Consider the following 20649-nt stretch of genomic DNA (forward strand, 5'->3'; position numbering starts at 1 on the left):
GGACAGGAATTTCATGTAGCGCTCCGCGCCTGATGTTCAGATCGGTCGGAGAGCATCTATTCATACCCGGTTTTTTTTAAAACTGGCTGGCCTGAGTCAATGTAAAACTTAAACACCAACCTTATTAAATGGCACTTCGGCCGTTTAATTTAGGTTAAGTAAATAATTTGACCACAGGATTCATCCTGGCGGTTAGTTATCAATCAATTCTTAATGGCACTATTAGACCAAAAAGAATTAGAGGTATCAAGACCGAGTTGCCATAAAAAAGCAAAAACCCCTGAAAACCATTACTGCACATAGATCCAGAAAATTATCCTGCCTTATACAATCCATTAACGCAGATTATTAACTGACCTTTATATCCACAACCCGTTAAAAGACTAAGTTACAGTTCTATTTACCCCACCCCTGAAAACAATGAAAGCATTCGGAAAGATAACACCTGTATTTTCCCAAAAAGCGGTACTTTCAAGCTGACTGCCAATACTGCCGCTGGTGGTCTGCTCATGCCCACGCTCTGATGCTCGGTTTTATAGTACGCGTGGTTCTCAATGTTTCTGAAGCCCAGCGTGCCGGTGTTGAGACGGTTCTTATCGGCGGTGGCAGTGGAGTCTATCACCGCACCGTTCTGCCAGGTGTGCTCACGCGCTGTCACGTCGAAACTGTGTCATGTCGCAACCCTTATTACCGGTTTTGGTGGATATATGGGCGTAACCCAGAAGACAGAATACAAGCGGGTTAACGCGGATTTACAGCATGAAAGGCCACCCGTAACAGTTAATACAGAAGGCTACAGGAAGAAAAAATGAACGAAAGCCAGACCGGAGAAAAACTATCTGGTTTTCAGAGACAGCTCGCAATTTATTACTCAGCTTTCAGCGAGTTTACGCGGCAGGAGGTGTATATTTAAACAGGTAAAAACGGAACAGGAAGCACATAACGAGAGATTTTTTAGCGCGGGCTGAAGGTGGTGGAACACCAACAGCCCGCTGACCACAACCAACTATGGAGGAGTTGATCATGGCTGACACGCATCATAAGTCAGAAACCCGCACGCCCACAACCGCCGCCAGCGGAACGCAGGCACATTATTACAAAGTTGGATACCGGCCTAATAAGGGCCAGCCGAACCCGCTGCCGCAGCTCACCATCAAAGGCCGCTGGCTGGAAGCACTGGGTTTTACTACCGGGCAGAAGATCGAGGTGATCACCGGGCCGGGACAGTTGATTATCCGGCTGGCTGGGGAGTGATCGGCAGATAACAAATCCCGGCGCTGTGCGGCCGGGATTTCTTCAGTGACTTAATGAGTAAGCTTTTACAAAATCATTATACGTTTCATGAAGATGGTAAAATTTTGCATCAGGATCATCTTTCAATTCTTCATATCTTTTCATTAGCTTTTTGAATAATCCCTCAGGTGCAGGATAAGGATCTGTCTCATTTTTTGCACAGTAAAAATAGAACAGCGCCTTTTCAAGCTCAGGAATGCTTACGCTTTCAGTTTCATTTAAAAGATAATTAAATGCAAACGACCATTCATCCTCAGATAAAAGTAAATCATTAAGACAGAGCGCTTTAAAAAAAGAACTGTCAACATGCTTTGTCTTCAGTGTCTTTTTACACATATCTTCAGCTAATCCAATATCTATTGAAAAAAGAGCATTGAGGTAATCAACCACCTCTCTAACTGGATCTTCAAAAGATTCAATATCGGCACAGCCATTAATTAAATAGCTGTTTATACCTTTTATTAAAGCTTCTTTGTCCTTATTGCTTATCATTTGAATGCTCCTGTTTTAACAGTAGCTAATCGCTTTGATCCATCAGGTAGAAGTTTCCACGTCGCATATATCCTGACATTTCCACCTGGACCAGAGACTACAATAGATGTTTCTCGATTAGATGGTGTAACACCACTCGCAGAATTCAATAAGTTATCCATAATCATGGCATTGTTCTTTGCATTATCTTGTATCCCTGCATTATTCAAAACTCGAGCCATTTCTTGTGATCTTTCAACATTATAAATTTGATCATTGAGCTTGTTAAGTTTCTCTCTCGCACCAAGTGTTTTAGCAAACTCTTTCTGATTGCTAATCTGCAAATCCTTTAATGAGTTATATTCTTTCTTCAATAACTCCAAATCACCAGACGCTTTTCCACGCATATACAGTTCAATTTTATCAACAGGTATTTTTGCATCGCCTTTTACAGCAGTGATGTGATTTTTCCCATTAGCATCTGGAAGTGAGCTAACTTCAAAACTATTAGACAACCGTTGTTTACCAGCCAGAGCTTCTATCTTACTGGCCGCAGCAGAACCTATTACCGGCGTCATCGAAGCGGCAACAATTTTCATCCCATCATAAGTCGAGACGTATTGCTCGGCCTTTGCCTTGTCCAGACCAAACTGCGTCATGGCATAGTTAACCATCGCATCCTTAACCTGCTGCTGATTCTGCGCATCAACACTGGTGATATTCAGCAGGCTGACGATCTGCCCGTAAGCATCCGGATACATATCGCTGACTTTGTTATTGTAGTTTCCGGTTTCATACTCATTTTTGGCCGAATAAGCTTCGAGCCTTGCCGAAGCACATCCGGGACTGGCAGCCCTGCCATTACCACAGGCATCCATCACTTTCTTATCACGACTGATGTCTTTCTCACGAAGGTCGTTTATCTTCTGCTGTGCCTGCTCACGCTCTGCCGGGTCGTTGCTCCTGAGTTTTTGCTTCGCTATCTCAAGCTCTGTCTTTTCGTTAACGTGCAGCCAGTTATTCTCAACCGCATTTTTACCCGCCTGCGCGCCCGCCACCGCACCGCCCGTGCTGTCTCCGGCCACGCCGCCCGCAAGGCCCGCCGCCAGCGTCCCCAGCGCGCTGATGGTCTGCCGCTGCTCCTCACTCAGGTCTTCGCGCTTAACTCCCGGATACATCTGCTGCGCAATATATTCGCCCATCGCCGCGCCAGAAGCACCCGCAAGTGCAGGATTACCCGACGCGTATGACGTCACCGCGCCCACTACCGCGTGCGCAATCAGGTTCGCCTGAACGTTCACCACCTCTTTGCCGTCCGGGCCTTTCGTGGTCGTCAGCGTATGTATCTGCTCCGCCAGATAAGGTGCGGCCGCCCCGCTCACCGCCTGGGCAATGTTGCCGCCCGCCAGCCCCTGTATCGCCGCCGTCGCCGCGCTGATGCCCTGCTGCACCGGGCCGCCGGTTCCCATTCCGCCGGCCAGCATCTCCCGGTTGTACAGCGTCTGATAGACCTGTCCGGTGATGTCGGCCGCGGTCGGCTCCTGACCCGGATTCGCTTTGCGCCACTGCGCTTCGGCATCCTTCTTCTGGTCCGGCGAGATGTTCTTCATCTTCTCCGTGGCCGCTCTGGTCGCCGCAATCTCGCCCTGCGTCCGCGCAATGTCGCCCGCCTGGCTGCCGATTTCCGCCAGCAGCTGCGCCGTCTCCATCCGCCGCTGCTCTTTATCCTTATCGAAGATTTTATCCAGCCCCGGATTCGCACCCGCCGCGTCGCGGCTCAGGTCCGCCACGTCCTGCGTCTGCTTCGCCTTATCCCGGATAATGAGGGTGCCGTCGCTCACCGCCGCCTTCGTCACCGACGAGGCGCTGCCGCTGCCGTTCAGCCCCGCCAGCAGGCCGTTCGCCATGTTGCCTTCGAACTGGCTGCCGATGCTGCCGCCGGTGCTCATGCCCACGCTCTGATGCTCGGTTTTATAGTCCGCGTGGTTCTCAATATTGCTGAAGCCCAGCGTGCCGGTGTCGAGACGGTTCTTATCGGCGGTGGCGGTGGAACTGATGACCGCGCCGTTCAGCCGGGTGTGCTCACCCGCCGTCACGTCAAAGCCGCCCTTTCCGGCAAAGATGCCGGTCTGCTCGGCCACGCTCTGCCAGTTGCTGTGCATCTTATCCTGGCTGAGGTTGACGCTCGCGGAGCCGGTCATCGAGCCGAAGGTGAAGCTGCCGCCCGCGCTGGCGTTCTGCTGCTTACTGTCGTAGCGGTCGCTGTCCTGTTCTGAGGTCAGCGTCAGGTTGCGGCCGGTATCCACCTTCACGCTGTCCCCGCGCACCTGTGCGCCGGTCAGCGTGGTGTCGCGCCCGGCGTTCAGGCTCAGCCCGTTGCCCGCCGTGAGTGTAGTCTCGGTATGGGTCAGCCCGTTGCCGTTCTCCCGGCCTTTGCCCGCGTTGACGCTGGCTGAAACGCTGATGCCGTAGCCGCCCGACCCGGCGGTCAGGCCGATACCCAGGCTGCCGCCCTTGCTGCTGTTAGTGCTGTCGGTGCGCTCGCTGTTCTGCGCTGAAAGCAGGCTGATGTCGTTTTTCGCCGTCAGCCCGAGGTCGCCGCCCGCCTGAAGCTGGCTGCCCTGCACGAGGATGTTGCCCGCGCTGCCCGGCTGTGCGGCTGTGGCGGTGATGGCCAGGTTACCGCCCGCGCCCAGCGTGCTGCCACTACACCTCTGCATCCTTCTTCTGCTCTGGCGTTATCATTTTCAGCTTATCAGTGGCTGTTTTCGTCGCCGCAATCTGCCCCTGTGTCCTGGCGATGTCCACCGCCTTAACGTCAGGTGTACTTAAGTTTTTGCAGGTTTCTTTTTTGGCCTAAAGCAACAATTTCACAATCAGGTTCGTCATAACGCCCCAATGCAAAAAAAACAACACCATTATTTATCCAGATATTACTCATCCATTCTGTTATCTGCCTCGGTATGGAAGCAGTCATATTTACATTAGTTGATTGGATGGTTGAAAAAAACACCTTCTCGCCGCTATTAATTAAGCTTTCAATTACTCCCAAGCTATTTGATTTAACAGAACCTAAGCCGGAAAGAATCAACCCTTCACTTCCCTTAACTATCACATCTTTTTTTTCCTCAACCCCATTAACTTTAACACCTCTAACATTAAGTAAACCCCAGGTTTTTCTGTGGTTAACAATTACGCTATCAGGTTGCTCCGCTGATAAAACGACAAATGTGTATATGTCTTCATCGCTAACACCTGCAGAATAACTCTCTACCATTTTTTTCAATAAACCCTCACCAAATTTCTTTAGTGGCGCATTGGGTAATTCCCAGCTCACTGCAGAGATACCCTTGCCGCTTATTGAAAATAAGTTAAAATCTGTAACCTCATTTTTTTCATTTATATCTTCAGCATATCTAATAACAACATCAGTAGTCATAGTGGTTACCTGCAGGATCGTTAAAATGTGAGCCTCGATTTTGAGGATCATCGACTCCAAAGAAATGGCCTCCAGCATCATCTCTTATATAAACTTTTTGCGTACCTCCTCCCGGTTTTTGAACTATAAATTCATATATATAACCTGGTTGAGGATTACCACGCTTGTCTATATTAGGGGATACCTTATTGGGGCTCTGACTCACTGGTATACCAGACTGTCTCTTCGCCTCATTAAAAGCACCTGAGCGACCAGCCCCTTCAGGAGAAAGATTTGCAGGCTTGTCCCCTTCAGCCAGATAAGCCAGATCATCTTTATTCTGTTCAGAAATCGGTGTAACCGTGGTATTGCCTCCCGTATCCGGCATACCATCCGTATTTCCGGTAATGCTGGATCCCTGCTCACCAGACTGATCCGGCGTAACCAGCGACGTTCCTTTCTTTTCATCCTGTGCCGGATTGACCAGCTTACCACCCGTCAAATCATCATTAACCGGTACGGTTTCGGTTTTGCTGCCTGCTCCGTTAGTGTGCTGCTGTGCCGTAACCACAGCCATTATCACACAGCTGGTATTCGCCAGGCAGGTCGCGTCCAGCCCTGCTTTTACCTTTTTGGTCAGCGCCAGTGCCGCCTGTTCATTTGCGCCGCCCTGGCCCGCTTCGGCCACTGTCGCCGCATCCAGCAACGATTTAGCCTGCATCATCTGCAACATGCCCATGCTGACCATGTTATTGCTGATTTCGTTCTGGCCCGCCTGCGCTCCGGCTACCGTGTCCGCCGTAGTCTCTCCAGCCAGACCACCTGCAAGACCCGCCGCAACCGTTCCCAGCGCAACCAGCGTCTGCTTCTGCTGTTCGCTAAGCTGACTGACCTGCACGTCACCGTACAGAACATTTTTGATGGCTTCACCCATCGCGGCGGTGGTAGCCGCGCCCGCCGCACCTGCTGCCGCTGAATTACCCTGTGCCGCAGCGATGACTCCGGCCACCGCAGCATGTGCCATAATACGACTGGCCTCATCCGGCGCTTTCTGCTTAATCAGTTCTGCAAGGTAAGGGGCCGAACCGCCAGCCAGTGCGGCTTTCAAATCGCCCCCCGCCAGGCCCTGTATCGCCGCCGTCGCCGCGCTGATACCCTGCTGCACCGAACCGCCGGTTCCCATTCCGCCGGCCAGCATCTCCCGGTTGTACAGCGTCTGATAGACCTGTCCGGTGATGTCGGCCGCGGTCGGCTCCTGACCCGGGTTCGCTTTCCGCCACTGCGCTTCGGCGTCCTTCTTCTGGCCCGGCGAGATATTCTTCATCTTCTCCGTGGCCGCTTTCGTCGCCGCAATCTCGCCCTGCGTCCGCGCGATGTCGCCCGCCTGACTGCCGATTTCCGCCAGCAGCTGCGCCGTCTCCATCCGCCGCTGCTCTTTCTCCTTATCGAAGATTTTATCCAGCCCCGGATTCGCACCCGCCGCGTCGCGGCTCAGGTCCGCCACGTCCTGCGTCTGCTTCGCCTTATCCCGGATAATGAGGGTGCCGTCGCTCACTGCCGCCTTCGTCACCGACGAGGCGCTGCCGCTGCCGTTCAGCCCCGCCAGCAGACCGTTCGCCATGTTGCCTTCGAACTGGCTGCCGATGCTGCCGCCGGTGCTCATGCCCACGCTCTGATGCTCGGTTTTATAGTCCGCGTGGTTCTCTATGTTGCTGAAGCCCAGCGTGCCGGTGTCAAGACGGTTCTTATCGGCGGTCGCGGTGGAACTGATGACCGCGCCGTTCAGCCGGGTGTGCTCACCCGCCGTCACGTCAAAGCCGCCCTTCCCGGCAAAGATGCCGGTCTGCTCGGCCACGCTCTGCCAGTTGCTGTGCAGTTCGTCGTGGGTCTCCAGACTGCTGCCCGACAGCAGCCCTTTGCTCGACTGCCTGCTGTGTTCGGTGAGATCAGTACGGCTGTTGCCCGCGCTGAGCACGATGTCGCGTCCGGCGCTGGCGGTCAGTGCCCCGCCCGCCGTGACGTCCGCTGCCGTAGCGCGGATGTCTGGTGCTGACGGCGGAAGTACCGCCACCCGAACCGGAGGTGATACAGGCCCTGCGCCAGCTCTGCCCTAAGCTCTCCGCCCGTAAGCAGCGTGAGCTGATGGACGTGATTCAGGTTATGGCGAAGCCGAAGAAGCGGGGCGGTAACTGACCGTTAAAGGGAAAATCCCGGTGCGAAGGCCGGGATTGGTGGGTTTATTCAGGTGAAGCCTTCCGGTCTTTTCTTTCTTTTAACCACATCTTTATCCAGATCCCAACACCCAAAATAAGGCCGCCGACATATCCAGACTCCAAGAAGGATTCAAAAGCATTGCTCCAACTAAATGAGAAAAACCCCTTCTTAAAATAAATTATTGAAGATGAAAGAAGTTCAGATGCAATATCAGCAATTAAAAATAAAACCAGGCAAATCAATATCAGTTTAATTAAGATAACAAGGTTATTTTTTAACATTAGCATTATCCTTCTTATCAAGAGTATCTTTTACAGCATTTCCTGATTTCTCACTGATGTAACCACCGATAACTGCACCTGTTAAATCAGATACAGTATCTTTTCCGAGTTTTGAGACAGCTCCTTTTATTACTTCTCCTCCGACACCACCAATGATAGTACCCGCTCCTGCACCTACCATAGAATTAGTCGGATTTTCCCCTTTTATTCCGCTTCCGATAGCCGCTCCCCCCATATTTATTCCCGCAGATGCGCCGATTCCTTTACCCGTCGTAGCGGCTGCTGTCACCCCAGCCATAATCGCATCCACATAACTGAACGGATCTTTTCCAGTAAGTTGAACACCTGTATTAACGCCCACACCAATTGCCGCATTAAGCGCCATTCCTTCTTTTATTGTGGTACCCAGTACACTGCCACCAAATATCAGCGGTGTATCTCCAATACTTGCATTCGATTTATGATAACCCCAGGTATTCATAATGGTCTGCGCTTTGGACATCGCTTCTGAGTCAGGATTGCGTTTTATATAATCCTGCCCCGACAGCATGCCTTTAACCAGTTCCTGCGAGACTGCTGCGCCATATTCAATCTCCATTTCAGCAGCATAAACCCGCAGATAACCCGCCAGTTCAGCGCGTTCAGTGCTGTTCATCTGCGAAGGGTCTTTGGTGAATTTGGAGACCAGCGCATCACTGCGCTTATCGGCATTTTCCAGCTTCAGCAGTTCATTTGCGGCAGCCAGCGATTTATCGCCGTTCTTAATTTTCTCAACGGCTTTGTCGAGTTTGACGGAAGAGGTCGCGCCCAGGAAGTTATTCTCCACCGCATTTTTCCCGGCAATCGCGCCACTCGTCGCCGCAGCACTGCTGTTGCCCGCCATGCCGCCCGCCAGTCCTGCCGCCAGCGTGCCGAGCAGGCTCAGCTGCTCGCGGTCTTCCTGTCCCAGCGCCGCTATCTTCTCTGGCGTGTCCGCGCCCCAGTACTTCTCTGCAATATAGCGTGTGGCAAGCTCGCCGCTGAACGCGCCCGCCGCACCGGCCGCCGCACTTCCCCCGGACATCTGCGATGATACCGCACCCCACACCGCATGTGCCATGGCATTGGTTGCCACGTCAACGTTGCCGGAAGCGTCGGTCGTTTCCTTCTTAATCAGCTGAGCTGCCCACGGATTAAGGCCGCCTGCGACCGCCTGGCCTGCATTGCCGGTCACCAGCCCCGTCAGGATGCTGCCGACCGTCTGTGCGACCTTCTGAGATGTACTGCCAATACCCCACTGCTTCATCTCCGCCTGATACTCTGGCGAATCACGCATTTTCTCCAGCCACTCTCCCCGCTGTTTTTCAGTTGCTCCGGCGGGCAGCGTCTCAGCGTTCTTCGCACTCTGCGCCTTCTCAAGCCCTTTGATATCGCCCATGGTCGTGACGATATTTGTCATCTGACCGCTGATTTCACCGGCTAACTGAGCCGTCTGAAGCCGCTTCTGCTCTTTCTCTTTGTCAAAGATCGCACTGATGCTGTCGTTGGCATGTTCGGTGTCACGGCTGAGGTCTGCCACATCCTGCTTCTGGTTGACCCGGTCGCGGATGATCACGGTGCCGTTTGCCACCGCCGACTGCGTGGTGCCTTCGGCATGGCCGTTGTTGTTCAGGCCCGACAGCAGCGTGCTGGCGGCATTGGACGCCACGCTGGACAGCATCTGCGCACCCATGCCGCCACCGCTGGACAGCGCGATGCTGCCGCCGCTGTGGCTGACCCTGTAGTCCGCCGCATTGCCGATATCGGTGAAGCCGAGCGTACCGGTATCCAGACGGTTGTCTGCCGCATCGCCCTGGCTGGCAATCACTGCACCGTTCAGCTGGGTATGATTGCCGACGGTGATGTCAAAGCCGCCGTTACCGGCATAGATACCGCTCTGCTCCTGCACGCTGTCAAAGTTGCTGTGCATTTTGTCCTGATTGACGCTGGCATAGCCGGACACCGACATTGAGCCAAAGGTAAAGCTGCCGCCCGCGCCGTAGCTGGTCTGTTTTGAATCGTAACGGTCGCTGTCCTGCTGGCTGGTGATGGTCAGATCCCGGCCCACATCGGCCGTCACCTGATTACCGCTGACCTGCGCGCCGTTGAGCGTGGTATCTCTTCCACTGTTCAGGCTTACCCTGCCGCCGCTGTCCAGGGTGGTTTCAGACCAGCGCGTACCGTTGCCGCTCTCCTTACCTTTGGCACCGTTAACGCTGGCAAAAATGCTGATACCCGCGCTGCCCTGTCCGGCACCAAAACTGATGCCCACGCCGCCGCCGCTGCTGCTGTTTTTACCGCTGCTTTCCTGAGTGTTGGCCGCCCCGCTCAGCACAATGTCCCTGGCAGCATTGAGGCTGCTGTCACCTGCGGCTTTCAGCTGGCTGCCGGCGATAAGAATGTCGCCGCTGTGCTCGCCACGGCCCTTACCGGCAGAGGTAATGGAGAGGTTCTTACCGGCATTGAGCGTGGATCCGGTGACGCTGTCGGACGCCTGATGCTGCTGCGATTTTGATTTCTGTGTGGTCAGGGAAAGGCTGACGCCCAGGCCGTTGTTGGGATCGGCGCTCGCTTCCGCCAGTTGCCCGCCCAGCACGGCCTGCACGCCTGAAAGCGCGGCTTTGGTAGCCTGCAGGGCAGCAAGGCGACCGTCACTCTCTTTTTTCGATGTCTGCGCCGCCGCGACCGCGTTATTAATGGCTTCACCCACCACCCCGGAGAGCGCCAGTGTCAGCCCGCTCTTCTTCTGCTCAAACAGTTCATCATGAGTCCGTTTATCATGACCCGGATCGATGATCACGCTGTCGCCGGTAATGGCGAGGTCACGTCCCGCCACCAGATCTGAGCCGCTGACATGAGCCTGTCCGCCCGCAATAATGCTGACATTACCGCCCGTACTGCCCACGGTGCTGGCACTCTGGCTCTGGGTGGTGCCCTTGTCACGTAAGTCATGGACCGATTTACTACTGCCTACAGTGATGCCGATGCCACCGGTTCCCATCAGGCCGCTTTTCTTAGTTTCCGAAAAACGCCAGGTTGAGTCCGTGTTGGTCGCAGCAACGATATCCACGTTGTTACCGGCCCTGAGCGCTACCGTGCCATCGCCCACGACCTGAGAACCCTGGACAAGTAAATTGTTGCCCGCATTAAGCGTGACATTATCGCCGCTCAGTAAGGTGCCATTTTCACGGGTGTCACTGTCTTCGCTGATGGTATGCGTGGTCTTTTTACTCAAAAATCCTTTTTTGGTTTTGGTCTCTTCTTTGTAGGCATAATCGCTTTCAGTGGCGGTGGTCAGGTTGATGTCGCGTCCGGCACCCACTGCGATATTACCGCTGGCCGTAACCTGAGCCGCTTCACTGTTAACATCCTGATCCGCTTTAACCGTCGTACTCCCACCACTGGCAATTTCAGTGCCCTGCTGGCGTACCGACTCATTAATCTCAACCTTCTTACCGGATTTGTAGCTATTACCAGAACTGGTTTCAGCCGCCAGCAGATTGACATCACGCCCCGCCTGCAAGGTGACGTCTTTGTCTGCGGCAATGCCTGCCGCCTGGCTATTGAGATCGCGTCCGGCCTGAAGTGCTAAATCGCCTCCGCTGGTCAGCGTCGTGCGATCCAGCCCGGTTGAATGGGTTTCACGTTTACCCTTCACATCATTCTGGCTGGTGGTCGCGCTGTTGAGATTAAGATCGTTACCCGCGGTCAGCGCCACATCCTGCGTACCGGCGACGTTGCTGCCAGTTACTGCAATGTCGCGGCCCGCCTGAAGCCGGACGCTGTCGCCGCTCAGCGTAGTACTGAGCGCCTCGCTGCTGTGCAGTTCGTCGTGGGTCTCCAGACTGCTGCCCGACAGCAGCCCTTTGCTTGACTGCCTGCTGTGTTCGGTGAGATCGGTGCGGCTGTTGCCCGCGCTGAGCACGATGTCGCGTCCGGCACTGGCGGTCAGTGCCCCGCCCGCCGTGACGTCCGCTGCCGTAGCGCGGATATCCTGTCCGGCACTCAGCTGCAGCGCGCCGCCAGCGGTGATGCGTGACCCGGCATCGCTCTGCTGTGACAGGCGACGGTAGTTGCTGCTGTTCCAGCTGTCATTTTCAGTGTGCTGCGTGCTGAGGGTGCCGAGCGTCAGGTCATTGCCCGCCTGAATCTTCGTGGTGCTCTTCTCTCCGGCGTTGCCGATATCGCTGGCGGCCAGGGTGATGTTGTTCAGCGCGCTCAGCGTCAGCGCACCGTCGGTGCCCTGCACGTAGATACCGGCCGGACGATCTATCCAGCGGTCGGTACCGTCGCCGCGCAGCGTTGACTGGCTGGTAATATCCCGTCCGGCCAGCAGCGACACCTGCTTATCACCGCTGATGACGCCGCCCAGGTTAGTGATATCCTGACGGGCGGTGAGATTGATCGTGTTGCCGCTGATGTAGCCGCTGTTGGTCAGCGACTGCGCCGTCAGCTGCGTCACGTCGCGGCCCTTAATGGTCCCGCTATTAGTGATGTCGTTGCGGGCATTCAGCGCCACGCTACCGCCCCCGATCAACGCGCCGTCGCCGGTTAAGTCACCCTCTTTCACCTTCGCATAAACCTGCGGTACCAGCACGGTCTGCTGTGTGCCATCCGGCAGCGTCACGGTCTGATTCACCAGCCAGACGATATCGCTGGTGAGCAGCGCCATCTGCGCCGGGGTCAGCGCCACACCGAGTTCCAGGTCGTAGGCTTTGCCGAAGGCTACCCCATTATTCATCAGTCCGCGATACTGATCTTCATCGCTGCCGTAGCCGCTGATATAGCGGTTGCCGGTCAGTTGGATAATCTGATCGCGCACCAGTCGCTGCTCGTAATAACCATCGCCCAGCCGCTTCAGGATCCGGCTGCTGTCGGTGGTCAGAGCGTTCTGCATATAGTCGCTGCTGAGCCACTGCTTCTGATTTACAAAGCGCGGATCGGTCTCGACCAGGTAATGGCTGTCACTGCCAGGTTGCAGCTGGTAAAGGCTGTTATCCGGCAGCCGAATGTCAGGTGAGACGGCGCGGATCACCGGCGTAATCGTCTGTCCGTCGACGACCGTTGCTGGCAGTGTCAGCGAGAATTGTTGCCCGGCAGGTAACAGCAGTGGCCGGTCTTTGAGGCTGCCGAGCTTGTCCAGCGTCAGCGCACTGTCATAGCGTAATCCGGCTGGCAGTAACGCACTGCCGCTATCCGTGGCACTCAGCGCAACCGCCGCAACCGCCTGCTGGAGAGCAGGTGTGCCGATGCGATCAGCCTGCGCTGTGACGCCCTGCTGCTGGCGGTTGCCGGTCTGATAGCCATTTCCCTGCGGCGCGGCATTCGCCTGCCAGCTCAGCGTTTGCAGATCGATGGTTTCCGTCACGGGCGCCGGGCGGTAGTTTTTCTTATCTTTGCCCTGCGACGTTTTGGTTCCACCCAGTTTCTTTTTCTTCTTCTTCGCGTACCAGCGAACCGATTTCCCGTCGTCCGTGGTAACGCGCGTTCCTTTTGTCGCCTGATTATTCAGCTCGCCTATCTGACCGCCGAGCACAGCACCCGCGACAATCTGGCTGTCGTGGTTGTTAAGACGACCGGCGCTAAAGGTCATGTTACCGCCCGACAGAATCTTGCCCGGATCGCTCTCCAGAATCTGGGTTTCTTTCACTATCCGCCGGTAGTCATACTCATAAAACTCGCTGCCGCTGGTGCCATCCGGCATTTTTGCCGTGTGCACGCCATATTTGTTTTTTTTGCTGGTATCCACGTCGGCCCAGTCAAAACGATCGGTGTGGCCTTTTAGCACCGCGTCGTGATGCTGGCTATCTTCGGTCGTAACGACCTGCGTGGTCAGGTGGCGGTTGGTATTGTTGATTTCCGCCATGCTGATCGTGGCATCCTGCCCGGCCTCAATTGTTGCCCCGTCATTGTTGAGCTGCTGCCCCTGTCCGGTGGCCTGATTATTCGCATCCAGCTGGCCGCCAATGTGCAGATCGCCATCACTGTAGATCAGCGCATGGTCGCGGTTGTTCAGCGTGCCAGCCGCAATATCCAGTCGCTGCCGCGCCGCAATCACCGCTGCTTTGCCCGCTTCACTGAGGTTGTTGAGCAGCGTAGCCGCAATGGCAATGTGATCGCCATAGATACGGCCGGTGCCGCTGTTATTCAGGACGCCCGCAACCAGGTGTGTCAGTCCGCCGTCAATCAGACCGCGATTGTTCAGGGTGTCGGCTGCAGTAATTTCGGTCTGCCCGCCGCTGATCTCGCCATTTGCCTGATTACTGATATTTTGCGCGGTAAGGAATAGCGCCTGCTGAGCAGCGAGGGTGCCATCGTTGGTCACGTTTCCGCCCGCCGTCAGGCGCAGCGTGCCGTTAGCTTTGACCTCTGAGAGGTTATGGAAATCACCTGCCAGCGTGATGCCAAGATTCCCCTGCGACAACACCTGTCCGTCGCCACTCAGGGAAGCTGCGTTGATCTGCGCCTCTTTATCAGCAATCAGCGTGCCCTGCTGATTGTTGATGGCGAGCGCCTGCCCCTGGGCTGAGTCCTGAATAGTCAGCGTATCCGCTGACGAGATCAGCCCGCTGACGTTATCCAGTGCCTGTTGCACGGTAAGCGCCAGCCTCTGTTTTGCGCGCAGAGCACCCTGACTGTTGTCCAGCGTGCCGGTTTCGATGGTTAAACTGCCCGCTTCAATGCCTTTACCGCTCTGTCGTGTATCACGGTTGATCAGCGATGGCGTGGTGATCGTCATCTGCTGGCCGCCCTGAATCATCCCGCTACGGTTATCCAGCTGCTGGCTCAGTGACAGGGTGCCGTTGCCGACGCTTTGCACCACCCCGTCATTGTTGTTCAACTGACCCGCCATCAGCGATAGCGTACCTGCCGAAAGGAGTTTGCCCGCCTGATTAAGCAGCGCATTTTGTCCCGCATTGAGCGTCAGATCGGTGCCACCCTGGATCTGTCCCTGCTGGTTATCCAGCGCGCCACTTTCAATATTGAGGTTACCGGCACCGGCAATAAGTCCGCGCTGGTTAGTCAGCGTCTGACCTGCCGTGGTGAGGGTGATATCCCCCGCCGACTGCAGTTTACCGTCACTGTTGTTCAGCGCCTGACCGTTGAAAGTCAGCCCGCCATTGCCTGCGACCTGCCCCTGGCTGTTGTTCAGTTCACTGGCGCTGAGTGATGCCTGCTGTCCCGCTGCAATGAAACCCGTCTGGTTATCAATTGCCCCGCTGCGCAGATCCAGACTGTTGAGGGCAACGATACCGCGCTGGTCACCACTGTCGCGATTGATCAGGGCGTGACCCTGAGTGTCCAGCGTCATGTCGCTGCCAGCCTGTAACAGGCCACCCTGGTTTTGCAGCTCCCCGCTGGTGAGATCGAGCCGCCCTTTGCCGCCCGTCAGCGTGCCGGACTGGTTGTTGATATCGCCCGTCACAACCTGCGCGCCGCTATGACCGGTGATGAAGCCGCGCAGATTATCCAATGCGCCGCTGTAGAGCTTCAGCATGCCCGCACTGAACAGGCCGCCTGCGGCTCCGCTGTCACGGTTGATCAGGCTGTTGCCGTGGGTGTCCAGTTGCAGATCGCCACCCGACTCAATCCTGCCTGCCCGGTTGTTGAGGAGTCCGCTATCCAGTTGCAGGGTGCCTTTAGCACCCAGTTGACCCTGTTGGTGGTCGAAGGTCTGCTGATGAGTATCGATGCGAATATTTTGTCCCAGCATCACCCCGCTACGGCCATCAATCTGGCCGCTGGAGAGCAGCAGATCGCCGCCTGCAACAATGCCACCGCGTTCGCCGCTGTCGCGGTTATTCAGTTCGCCGCCCTGGGTGTTGACGGACAGCGCCTCACCCGACTGAAGCAGGCCGCGCTGGTTATCCACGCTGCTGCTTTCCAGCGTTAATCCATGATCGGCATTAATAATCCCATCGACGTTGTTCAGTCCACCGCTGGTGAGCCGCATAGTGCCCGCCGAGACCAGCGAGCCCGTGCTGTTATCAAGATCACCACTGCTGATATGCAGATTAGCCCCCGCAATAACGCCGCCTGATGCCGCATTATTCAGCGCCTCTCCGTGTGTATTAAGCTGCATATCACCGCCGGACTGCAGTCGCCCGCCGCTGTTATCCAGCGCGCCACTGCTCAGCAATAGTTCGCCGCTGGCGCTGATCAGAGCAGACCTGAAATCAGCGGCCTGGCCCTGCGTATCGATCACCAGGTTTTGTCCCTGAATGACGCCGTGATCACCGGCTAACTTTCCGGTTGAGAGTTGCAGATTGCCGCGCGCCACAATGCCCCCGCGATCGCCGCTGGCGCTGTTGTTCAGCTGCGCGCCGTGAGTATCCAGTGAGAGCGCCTGACCCGCTTGTAATAAGCCTCGCTGATTGTCGAGCGCGCCGGTCTTCAGCGTCAGCGCCCCATCAGACATCAGTGTGCCGTCAATGTTGGTCAGCAGGCCGCTGCTGATGCTGGCCGCCGAGGCAGCGGCGATGACGCCGTTCTGGTTATCCAGGTCGCCACTGTTAAGGGCAAGTGCGCCACCGCTGATTATTCCTGCTTTACCGCTGTCACGGTTAATCAGCGCCTGTCCGTGGGTATCAAGTGTCAGATCGCCGCCTGACTGGATCAGACCGCTGTGATTGTCCGTTGTCCCGCTGGAAATGCTGAGATCGGTACGGGCGACCAGGTTACCGCCAGTATTGTTCATTTCACCCTGCTGCGTGTCGATGGTCACGCCGCGGCCGAGCAGGGTTCCACGCTGATTATCCAGCGCCTGACTGCGCAAAGTGACCTGCTGACCCGCTTCGATGCGACCCTGGGTGTTATCAATAGCCTCACGGGTCATCAGCGCAGCGTCACCGCCAGTTGAAGCAATCAGGCCCTGCTGATTATTCAGGCTTGCGCTGGTGAGTTGCAGATTGCGACTGGCCTGCAGCGCACCCTGCGCGTTCGTCAGGGTCTCCTGAACCTGCAGTTGCAGATCGCCGCTGCCCGCAGCCAGCAGCGTGCCACCACTGTTATCCAGGCTACCTGAGGCAAGATTCAGATTACCGCCGCTCTCAATCCGTCCACCACGGTTGTCTGTGTCACCCGAAACCGCGATCGCCATCTCACCAGCGCCACGCTGCGACAGCAGACCCTGACGGTGATCCAGCGTGCCCGCCGTCAGCGTCAGCGCCTCTGCCTGGGTGTGTGCCTGTGAGAGATCGAGCCTGTCGCCGCTGAGCGTTAACGCACCCGCTGACAGCAGATTGCCCTGATTACCCTCCAGACGAGTCGCATTAAGGTTCAGCGCGCTGTTATTACCCGCCAGCTGCACGGTGCCGCCCTGATTATCCAGCCATGGCGTATCCAGCTGCAGTAAGTCACCGTTACCTGCGATGAGCCCGCTGCGGTTTTCAATATGCTCTGCCTGCAGCCGGGTATCGCCTTCATTGCTCAGCGTGCCCTGATTGTTGAGCAACGACCCCGTGGAGATCGTCAGGGCTTCGCGGTTTTGCTGGCGCAGCAGGCCGCGATTGTTACTGACGTTTTGTGCCGCGACAGCAAGGCTGCCGGCCGCCAGTTTGCCGTCATCATTGTTAAGCGCCGTCGCAGCCTGAATCCCGAGTGTACGGCCCGCCACCGTGGCGCCCTGGGTGCTGATATCCGCCTGCGTAGAGGTCAGCGCGATGGCATCTGCTGAGGTCTGGCTCCCGGCGAGATCGACCCGGCTGCCCCGCGCCTGAATCTGGTCGTGCGCCAGGTTTTTACCCCGCGCCTTAAGCTCACCCTGGCTCGTCAGCAGCAAATTACCGGGCTGGCTCAGCGTCTCATTGCCGCCAACGCCTGCCGCCAGCGTACTTTCAGCGGTGCTCTCAATGGTGCTGGCGGAGAGCGTCGCGTTACGGCCTGCGCTCACCAGCCCACTGTTGCGCAGCGTGCCGCTGGAGGCCAGCGTGACATCCTGCTGTGACACGATGTTGCCGCGGTTCTCCTGGTCGCCATTGCTGGCGATCTGCAGCGCGGCCTGACTTTGCAGCGTGCCGCTGTTCTCCAGTCTGCCATCCACGGTCAGGTGCAGTTCACCGGCGCTGGCTCCCAGTTCACCGGCATTACGCACGCCAACGCCCTTTTCAGTGCCGGTCAGGGTGATTTTATGGGCATACATGCCGCCAATAGCTGCGACGTCGAGCGCAAACTCAGGCCGTGTCGTCCCATTATCCGCTTTCACCGTAGTGACGGTACCTTCGGTCGCAACCTGGTTCCTGCCTGTGACCACATTGAGTTCGCGGGCATGAACTTTTGCGTTAACCGCTACCGACTGCGCAATGATCTGGGTGTAGTCAGCATCGCTGTCATTCAGGCCCTGACCTTCGATATTGATTCGGCCGCCATTAACATCGAAGCCTTTGAGCTGGCCGTTTTCAATCAGCGCCTGTCCGGTGGTCAGCGTATTGCGGCTGGCGTTAATAAATCCGCAGCCGTTACAGGTAATGCCTGACGGGTTTGCAATGACTACCGCAGCCCGTTTACCGGCTACTTCGATAAACCCGTTAAGCTGGCTTGGATTACGGCTGTTGACTTCGTTGAGGATAACCGTGGCTTCCTGCTTTGACAGCCAGGGGTTAGCCGCTACCATGCCACCCAGTTGAGTAGCCGTGTTCTGATGGCTGTTGTTCAGGATTGCGCCGCGCGCGTCAACGTCGAGCTGGCTGTACTGATTGCGGGAAACACCCTGGCTATTGGGCGTCTGAATGTTGATTTGCGGCAGACCATTTGCGGTGGCCATGACGGTAGGCTGCTGGCTGCCCGGCGCGCTGCTGTCTGCCACAATGTTGGCCTGCACCGGCAGACTGACCACGCCCGCTGCCAGCCAGAGTGCAAAGCTGAGCGGTGAGATCCGCACCCTCGCCTCTGCATATGAGGTGCGCTTCGGGCTTCGGGCAACACCTGAATAGCCGCTACGGGTGATGTCAGACACCACCATTAGCATGCCGCGAACCCGGTTGAAGATAAGGCGATAGCAGAGTTTATTCATAATGCGCACAGTCCATTGTCAGCAATATCGATAAAAGGTTTAGTAGTTCCAGTTCACGCTGAAACCATAGGTGACAGGATCGGTTTTGAAGCCGTCCGGTTTCGACAGAGGAATCCCGGCAAAAAAGTCGTAGCTCAGGCTGGCGGGCGTGATCGCGCCGCGCAATCCGATGACGCCGCCCGCCAGATGTCGTCCCAGAGGTCCACCCTGGGAGGCACTGTTGCCGCCCACCTCGCCATAGTCGGCACCCAGATAAAGCTCCTGAGTGGGCAGCGGCGTCTGCCAGGCCAGCGTGTTCTGAACGGTCCAGCCCCGGCTGGCGCTGAGGGTGCGCTCACCATCAAAACCGCGCACCGTCCAGCGGTTGCCAATCGCGAACTCATCCTGCGGTGTCAGCGGGGTGTTGCTCATCTGGCGACGATATTGGATGTTGTAACTTAAACGCTGATTTCCCAGCGCGAACGGCGTGGTGAGTCCCGCCTGCCAGGTCAGGATTTTAGAAAGCGCGGTGGCATAGGTAGAGTCCTGATATGACTCCTCCCAGGCGGGCAGCGCACCGAACCAGCGCGTACCACGCTGATAACTGACACCGGCGTCCAGCGTCGCCGGACCGATATAGTGCCGGTGCGACAGGCCGAGTCGCCATGCGCTGGTACGGCGCTGCTGGCTGCTGATTTCGGTGTCGTTGATGAAGTTGCGCGACTCTTTAACCAGCACATCGGCGCTGACGGTGGTTTTGGCGGCGGCATTGCGGTAGATCACCCGGCTGGCCTGCACATCCAGCGAGCGGCTCTTTCCGGCGTAGAGAAAATCGCGGCTGTAACCGGCGACTGTCTGATGGTAGTCGTAGTCGCTGGCGGTAAGGCCAAACAGCCAGTAGCCCACAGGCACCGAGTAATGTCCCGACAGGCTTTTGCTGCTTTTTCTGCCAGCAAATCCCAGGTCGCGACTGGCGGTCAGGTAGAAGAGATCGCTGAGAGAGGTCGGGTTATCCAGCGCCAGCATCATCCCGCTCTGATAGCGCCCGGTACTTTCGGTGCCGGAATCATCCAGCCATGCGCCGAGTCGCCAGAAACGGCGCTGCGTGCGTTCAATCACGATGTCACTTTCACCCGGATTGAGGCCTGGACGGAGCGCCATATGCGCTTCCACCGTCGGCAGACGCTGCAGGTTTTCCAGCCCCTGTTCAATATCCCGTAAATCCAGCAGATTGCCTGCATGGGCGGGTAATGTCGGCCACAGGCTGACATAGCGGGATGATGAGGGTGACAGTTCCACACTGCGGATTTTGCCAGGCACTATCAGAAGTTGCAGCACGCCCTGGCGCAGATCCTGCTGCGGAGCCAGCACGCGCGTAGTGACCCAGCCATGATTGATCAGCCGGTTTTGCAGCGTGCTCATTAACTGGCTGATGCCTTTCACGCCGAGACAATGACCATTGGCCTGACTGGCCAGACGCTGCAGAGGCACCCAGTGCGGCAGCACCTCCTGCCCGGACAGACTGACCTGCTGAATAACAAAACAGGGTGTTTCCTGCGGGAACGTCAGGTGGGAAGGTGCCGGAACCGTTTCTGAGAGACGCACATCAGGCACCTGTGGCATCAGCCGCTGCTGACGCGCTTTTTGTTGCTCCTGCTGATGCTGTAATTGCTCATCACCCGGTGCCGCCTGCACAGTGCAAACTGGCAGGGTGGTAATCAGCAGAGCGCAAAGCAGAGGTGCCAGCGTTGTTAAAACTCCATTTTTTTGGGGCTGCATAACCGATCCATGTGGTTAAGTTGTAACAAAATGTATATGACTGCTTTCCTGCGCACATTATGCCGCTGGAATCAAAAACCACAAGAAAAATTGCAGAAAAACTTACACTAAACTTACAAAAGTTAGTGAGACAGGCAATTTAAAAAAGTACCAGTAATTATCCGTAGTTCAGGGGCTGCTGAGTC

General features: G+C 56.3%; 7 protein-coding genes and 3 pseudogenes. 2 read left to right on the top strand and 8 right to left on the bottom strand.

Features of this window, described 5'->3' with window-relative positions; genetic code table 11:
- Positions 1–1023: 1023 nt before the first annotated feature.
- Positions 1024–1254: a SymE family type I addiction module toxin gene (locus ACVKSX_RS05570; protein WP_187505376.1), complete on the top strand. Its 231-nt coding sequence runs from the start codon at positions 1024–1026 to the stop codon at positions 1252–1254.
- 42 nt (positions 1255–1296) lie between these two features.
- On the opposite strand, the gene ACVKSX_RS05575 is transcribed toward ACVKSX_RS05570, so the two are convergent.
- The 4 genes and pseudogenes from ACVKSX_RS05575 to ACVKSX_RS05590 form a co-directional block, all read right to left on the bottom strand.
- Positions 1297–1785: a hypothetical protein gene (locus ACVKSX_RS05575; protein ID WP_354438475.1), complete on the bottom strand. Its 489-nt coding sequence runs from the start codon at positions 1783–1785 to the stop codon at positions 1297–1299.
- Positions 1782–4469, bottom strand: a pseudogene (locus ACVKSX_RS05580) (hemagglutinin repeat-containing protein); the annotation flags it as partial. The pseudogene ACVKSX_RS05580 and the gene ACVKSX_RS05575, both read right to left, overlap by 4 nt.
- A 113-nt stretch (positions 4470–4582) precedes the next feature.
- A complete protein-coding gene (locus tag ACVKSX_RS05585) occupies positions 4583–5203 on the bottom strand; it encodes a hypothetical protein (RefSeq protein ID WP_354438476.1) in 621 nt (206 codons plus the stop codon).
- Positions 5193–7253, bottom strand: coding sequence for a VENN motif pre-toxin domain-containing protein (locus ACVKSX_RS05590; protein WP_435530755.1), 2061 nt, complete (start codon positions 7251–7253; stop codon positions 5193–5195). Before ACVKSX_RS05590 ends, ACVKSX_RS05585 begins: the two co-directional genes overlap by 11 nt.
- Between ACVKSX_RS05590 and ACVKSX_RS05595 the strand changes: the two genes are divergently transcribed.
- Positions 7229–7375 carry a SymE family type I addiction module toxin gene (locus tag ACVKSX_RS05595; RefSeq protein ID WP_163850052.1) on the top strand — a complete coding sequence of 49 codons (147 nt, stop codon included), beginning with the start codon at positions 7229–7231 and terminating at the stop codon, positions 7373–7375. The genes ACVKSX_RS05590 and ACVKSX_RS05595 overlap by 25 nt on opposite strands.
- Before the next feature lie 44 nt (positions 7376–7419).
- Here the strand turns inward: ACVKSX_RS05595 and ACVKSX_RS05600 are convergent, their stop codons facing one another.
- From ACVKSX_RS05600 to ACVKSX_RS05615, 4 genes and pseudogenes are all read right to left on the bottom strand, one after another.
- Entirely contained in the window at positions 7420–7677 is a 258-nt protein-coding gene (locus tag ACVKSX_RS05600) for a hypothetical protein (protein ID WP_163850050.1), read from the bottom strand.
- A gap of 781 nt (positions 7678–8458) precedes the next feature.
- Positions 8459–11164, bottom strand: a pseudogene (locus tag ACVKSX_RS05605) (hemagglutinin repeat-containing protein); the annotation flags it as partial.
- Positions 11165–11200: 36 nt separating this feature from the next.
- A pseudogene (locus ACVKSX_RS05610) lies at positions 11201–18706 on the bottom strand (two-partner secretion domain-containing protein); the annotation flags it as partial.
- 39 nt (positions 18707–18745) lie between these two features.
- On the bottom strand, positions 18746–20464 hold the full coding sequence (locus ACVKSX_RS05615; RefSeq protein WP_354438478.1) for a ShlB/FhaC/HecB family hemolysin secretion/activation protein: 1719 nt from the start codon (positions 20462–20464) through the stop codon (positions 18746–18748).
- Positions 20465–20649 lie beyond the last annotated feature (185 nt).

This window comes from Pantoea sp. PvP021 (genome assembly GCF_054056055.1).

What these genes read in the sequence shown, in the direction of transcription:
- ACVKSX_RS05570 (WP_187505376.1), top strand. Translation starts at nt 1,024, where the DNA reads ATGGCTGACACGCATCATAAGTCAGAAACCCGCACGCCCACAACCGCC.
- ACVKSX_RS05575 (WP_354438475.1), bottom strand. Translation starts at nt 1,785, where the DNA reads ATGATAAGCAATAAGGACAAAGAAGCTTTAATAAAAGGTATAAACAGC.
- ACVKSX_RS05585 (WP_354438476.1), bottom strand. Translation starts at nt 5,203, where the DNA reads ATGACTACTGATGTTGTTATTAGATATGCTGAAGATATAAATGAAAAA.
- ACVKSX_RS05600 (WP_163850050.1), bottom strand. Translation starts at nt 7,677, where the DNA reads ATGTTAAAAAATAACCTTGTTATCTTAATTAAACTGATATTGATTTGC.
- ACVKSX_RS05615 (WP_354438478.1), bottom strand. Translation starts at nt 20,464, where the DNA reads ATGCAGCCCCAAAAAAATGGAGTTTTAACAACGCTGGCACCTCTGCTT.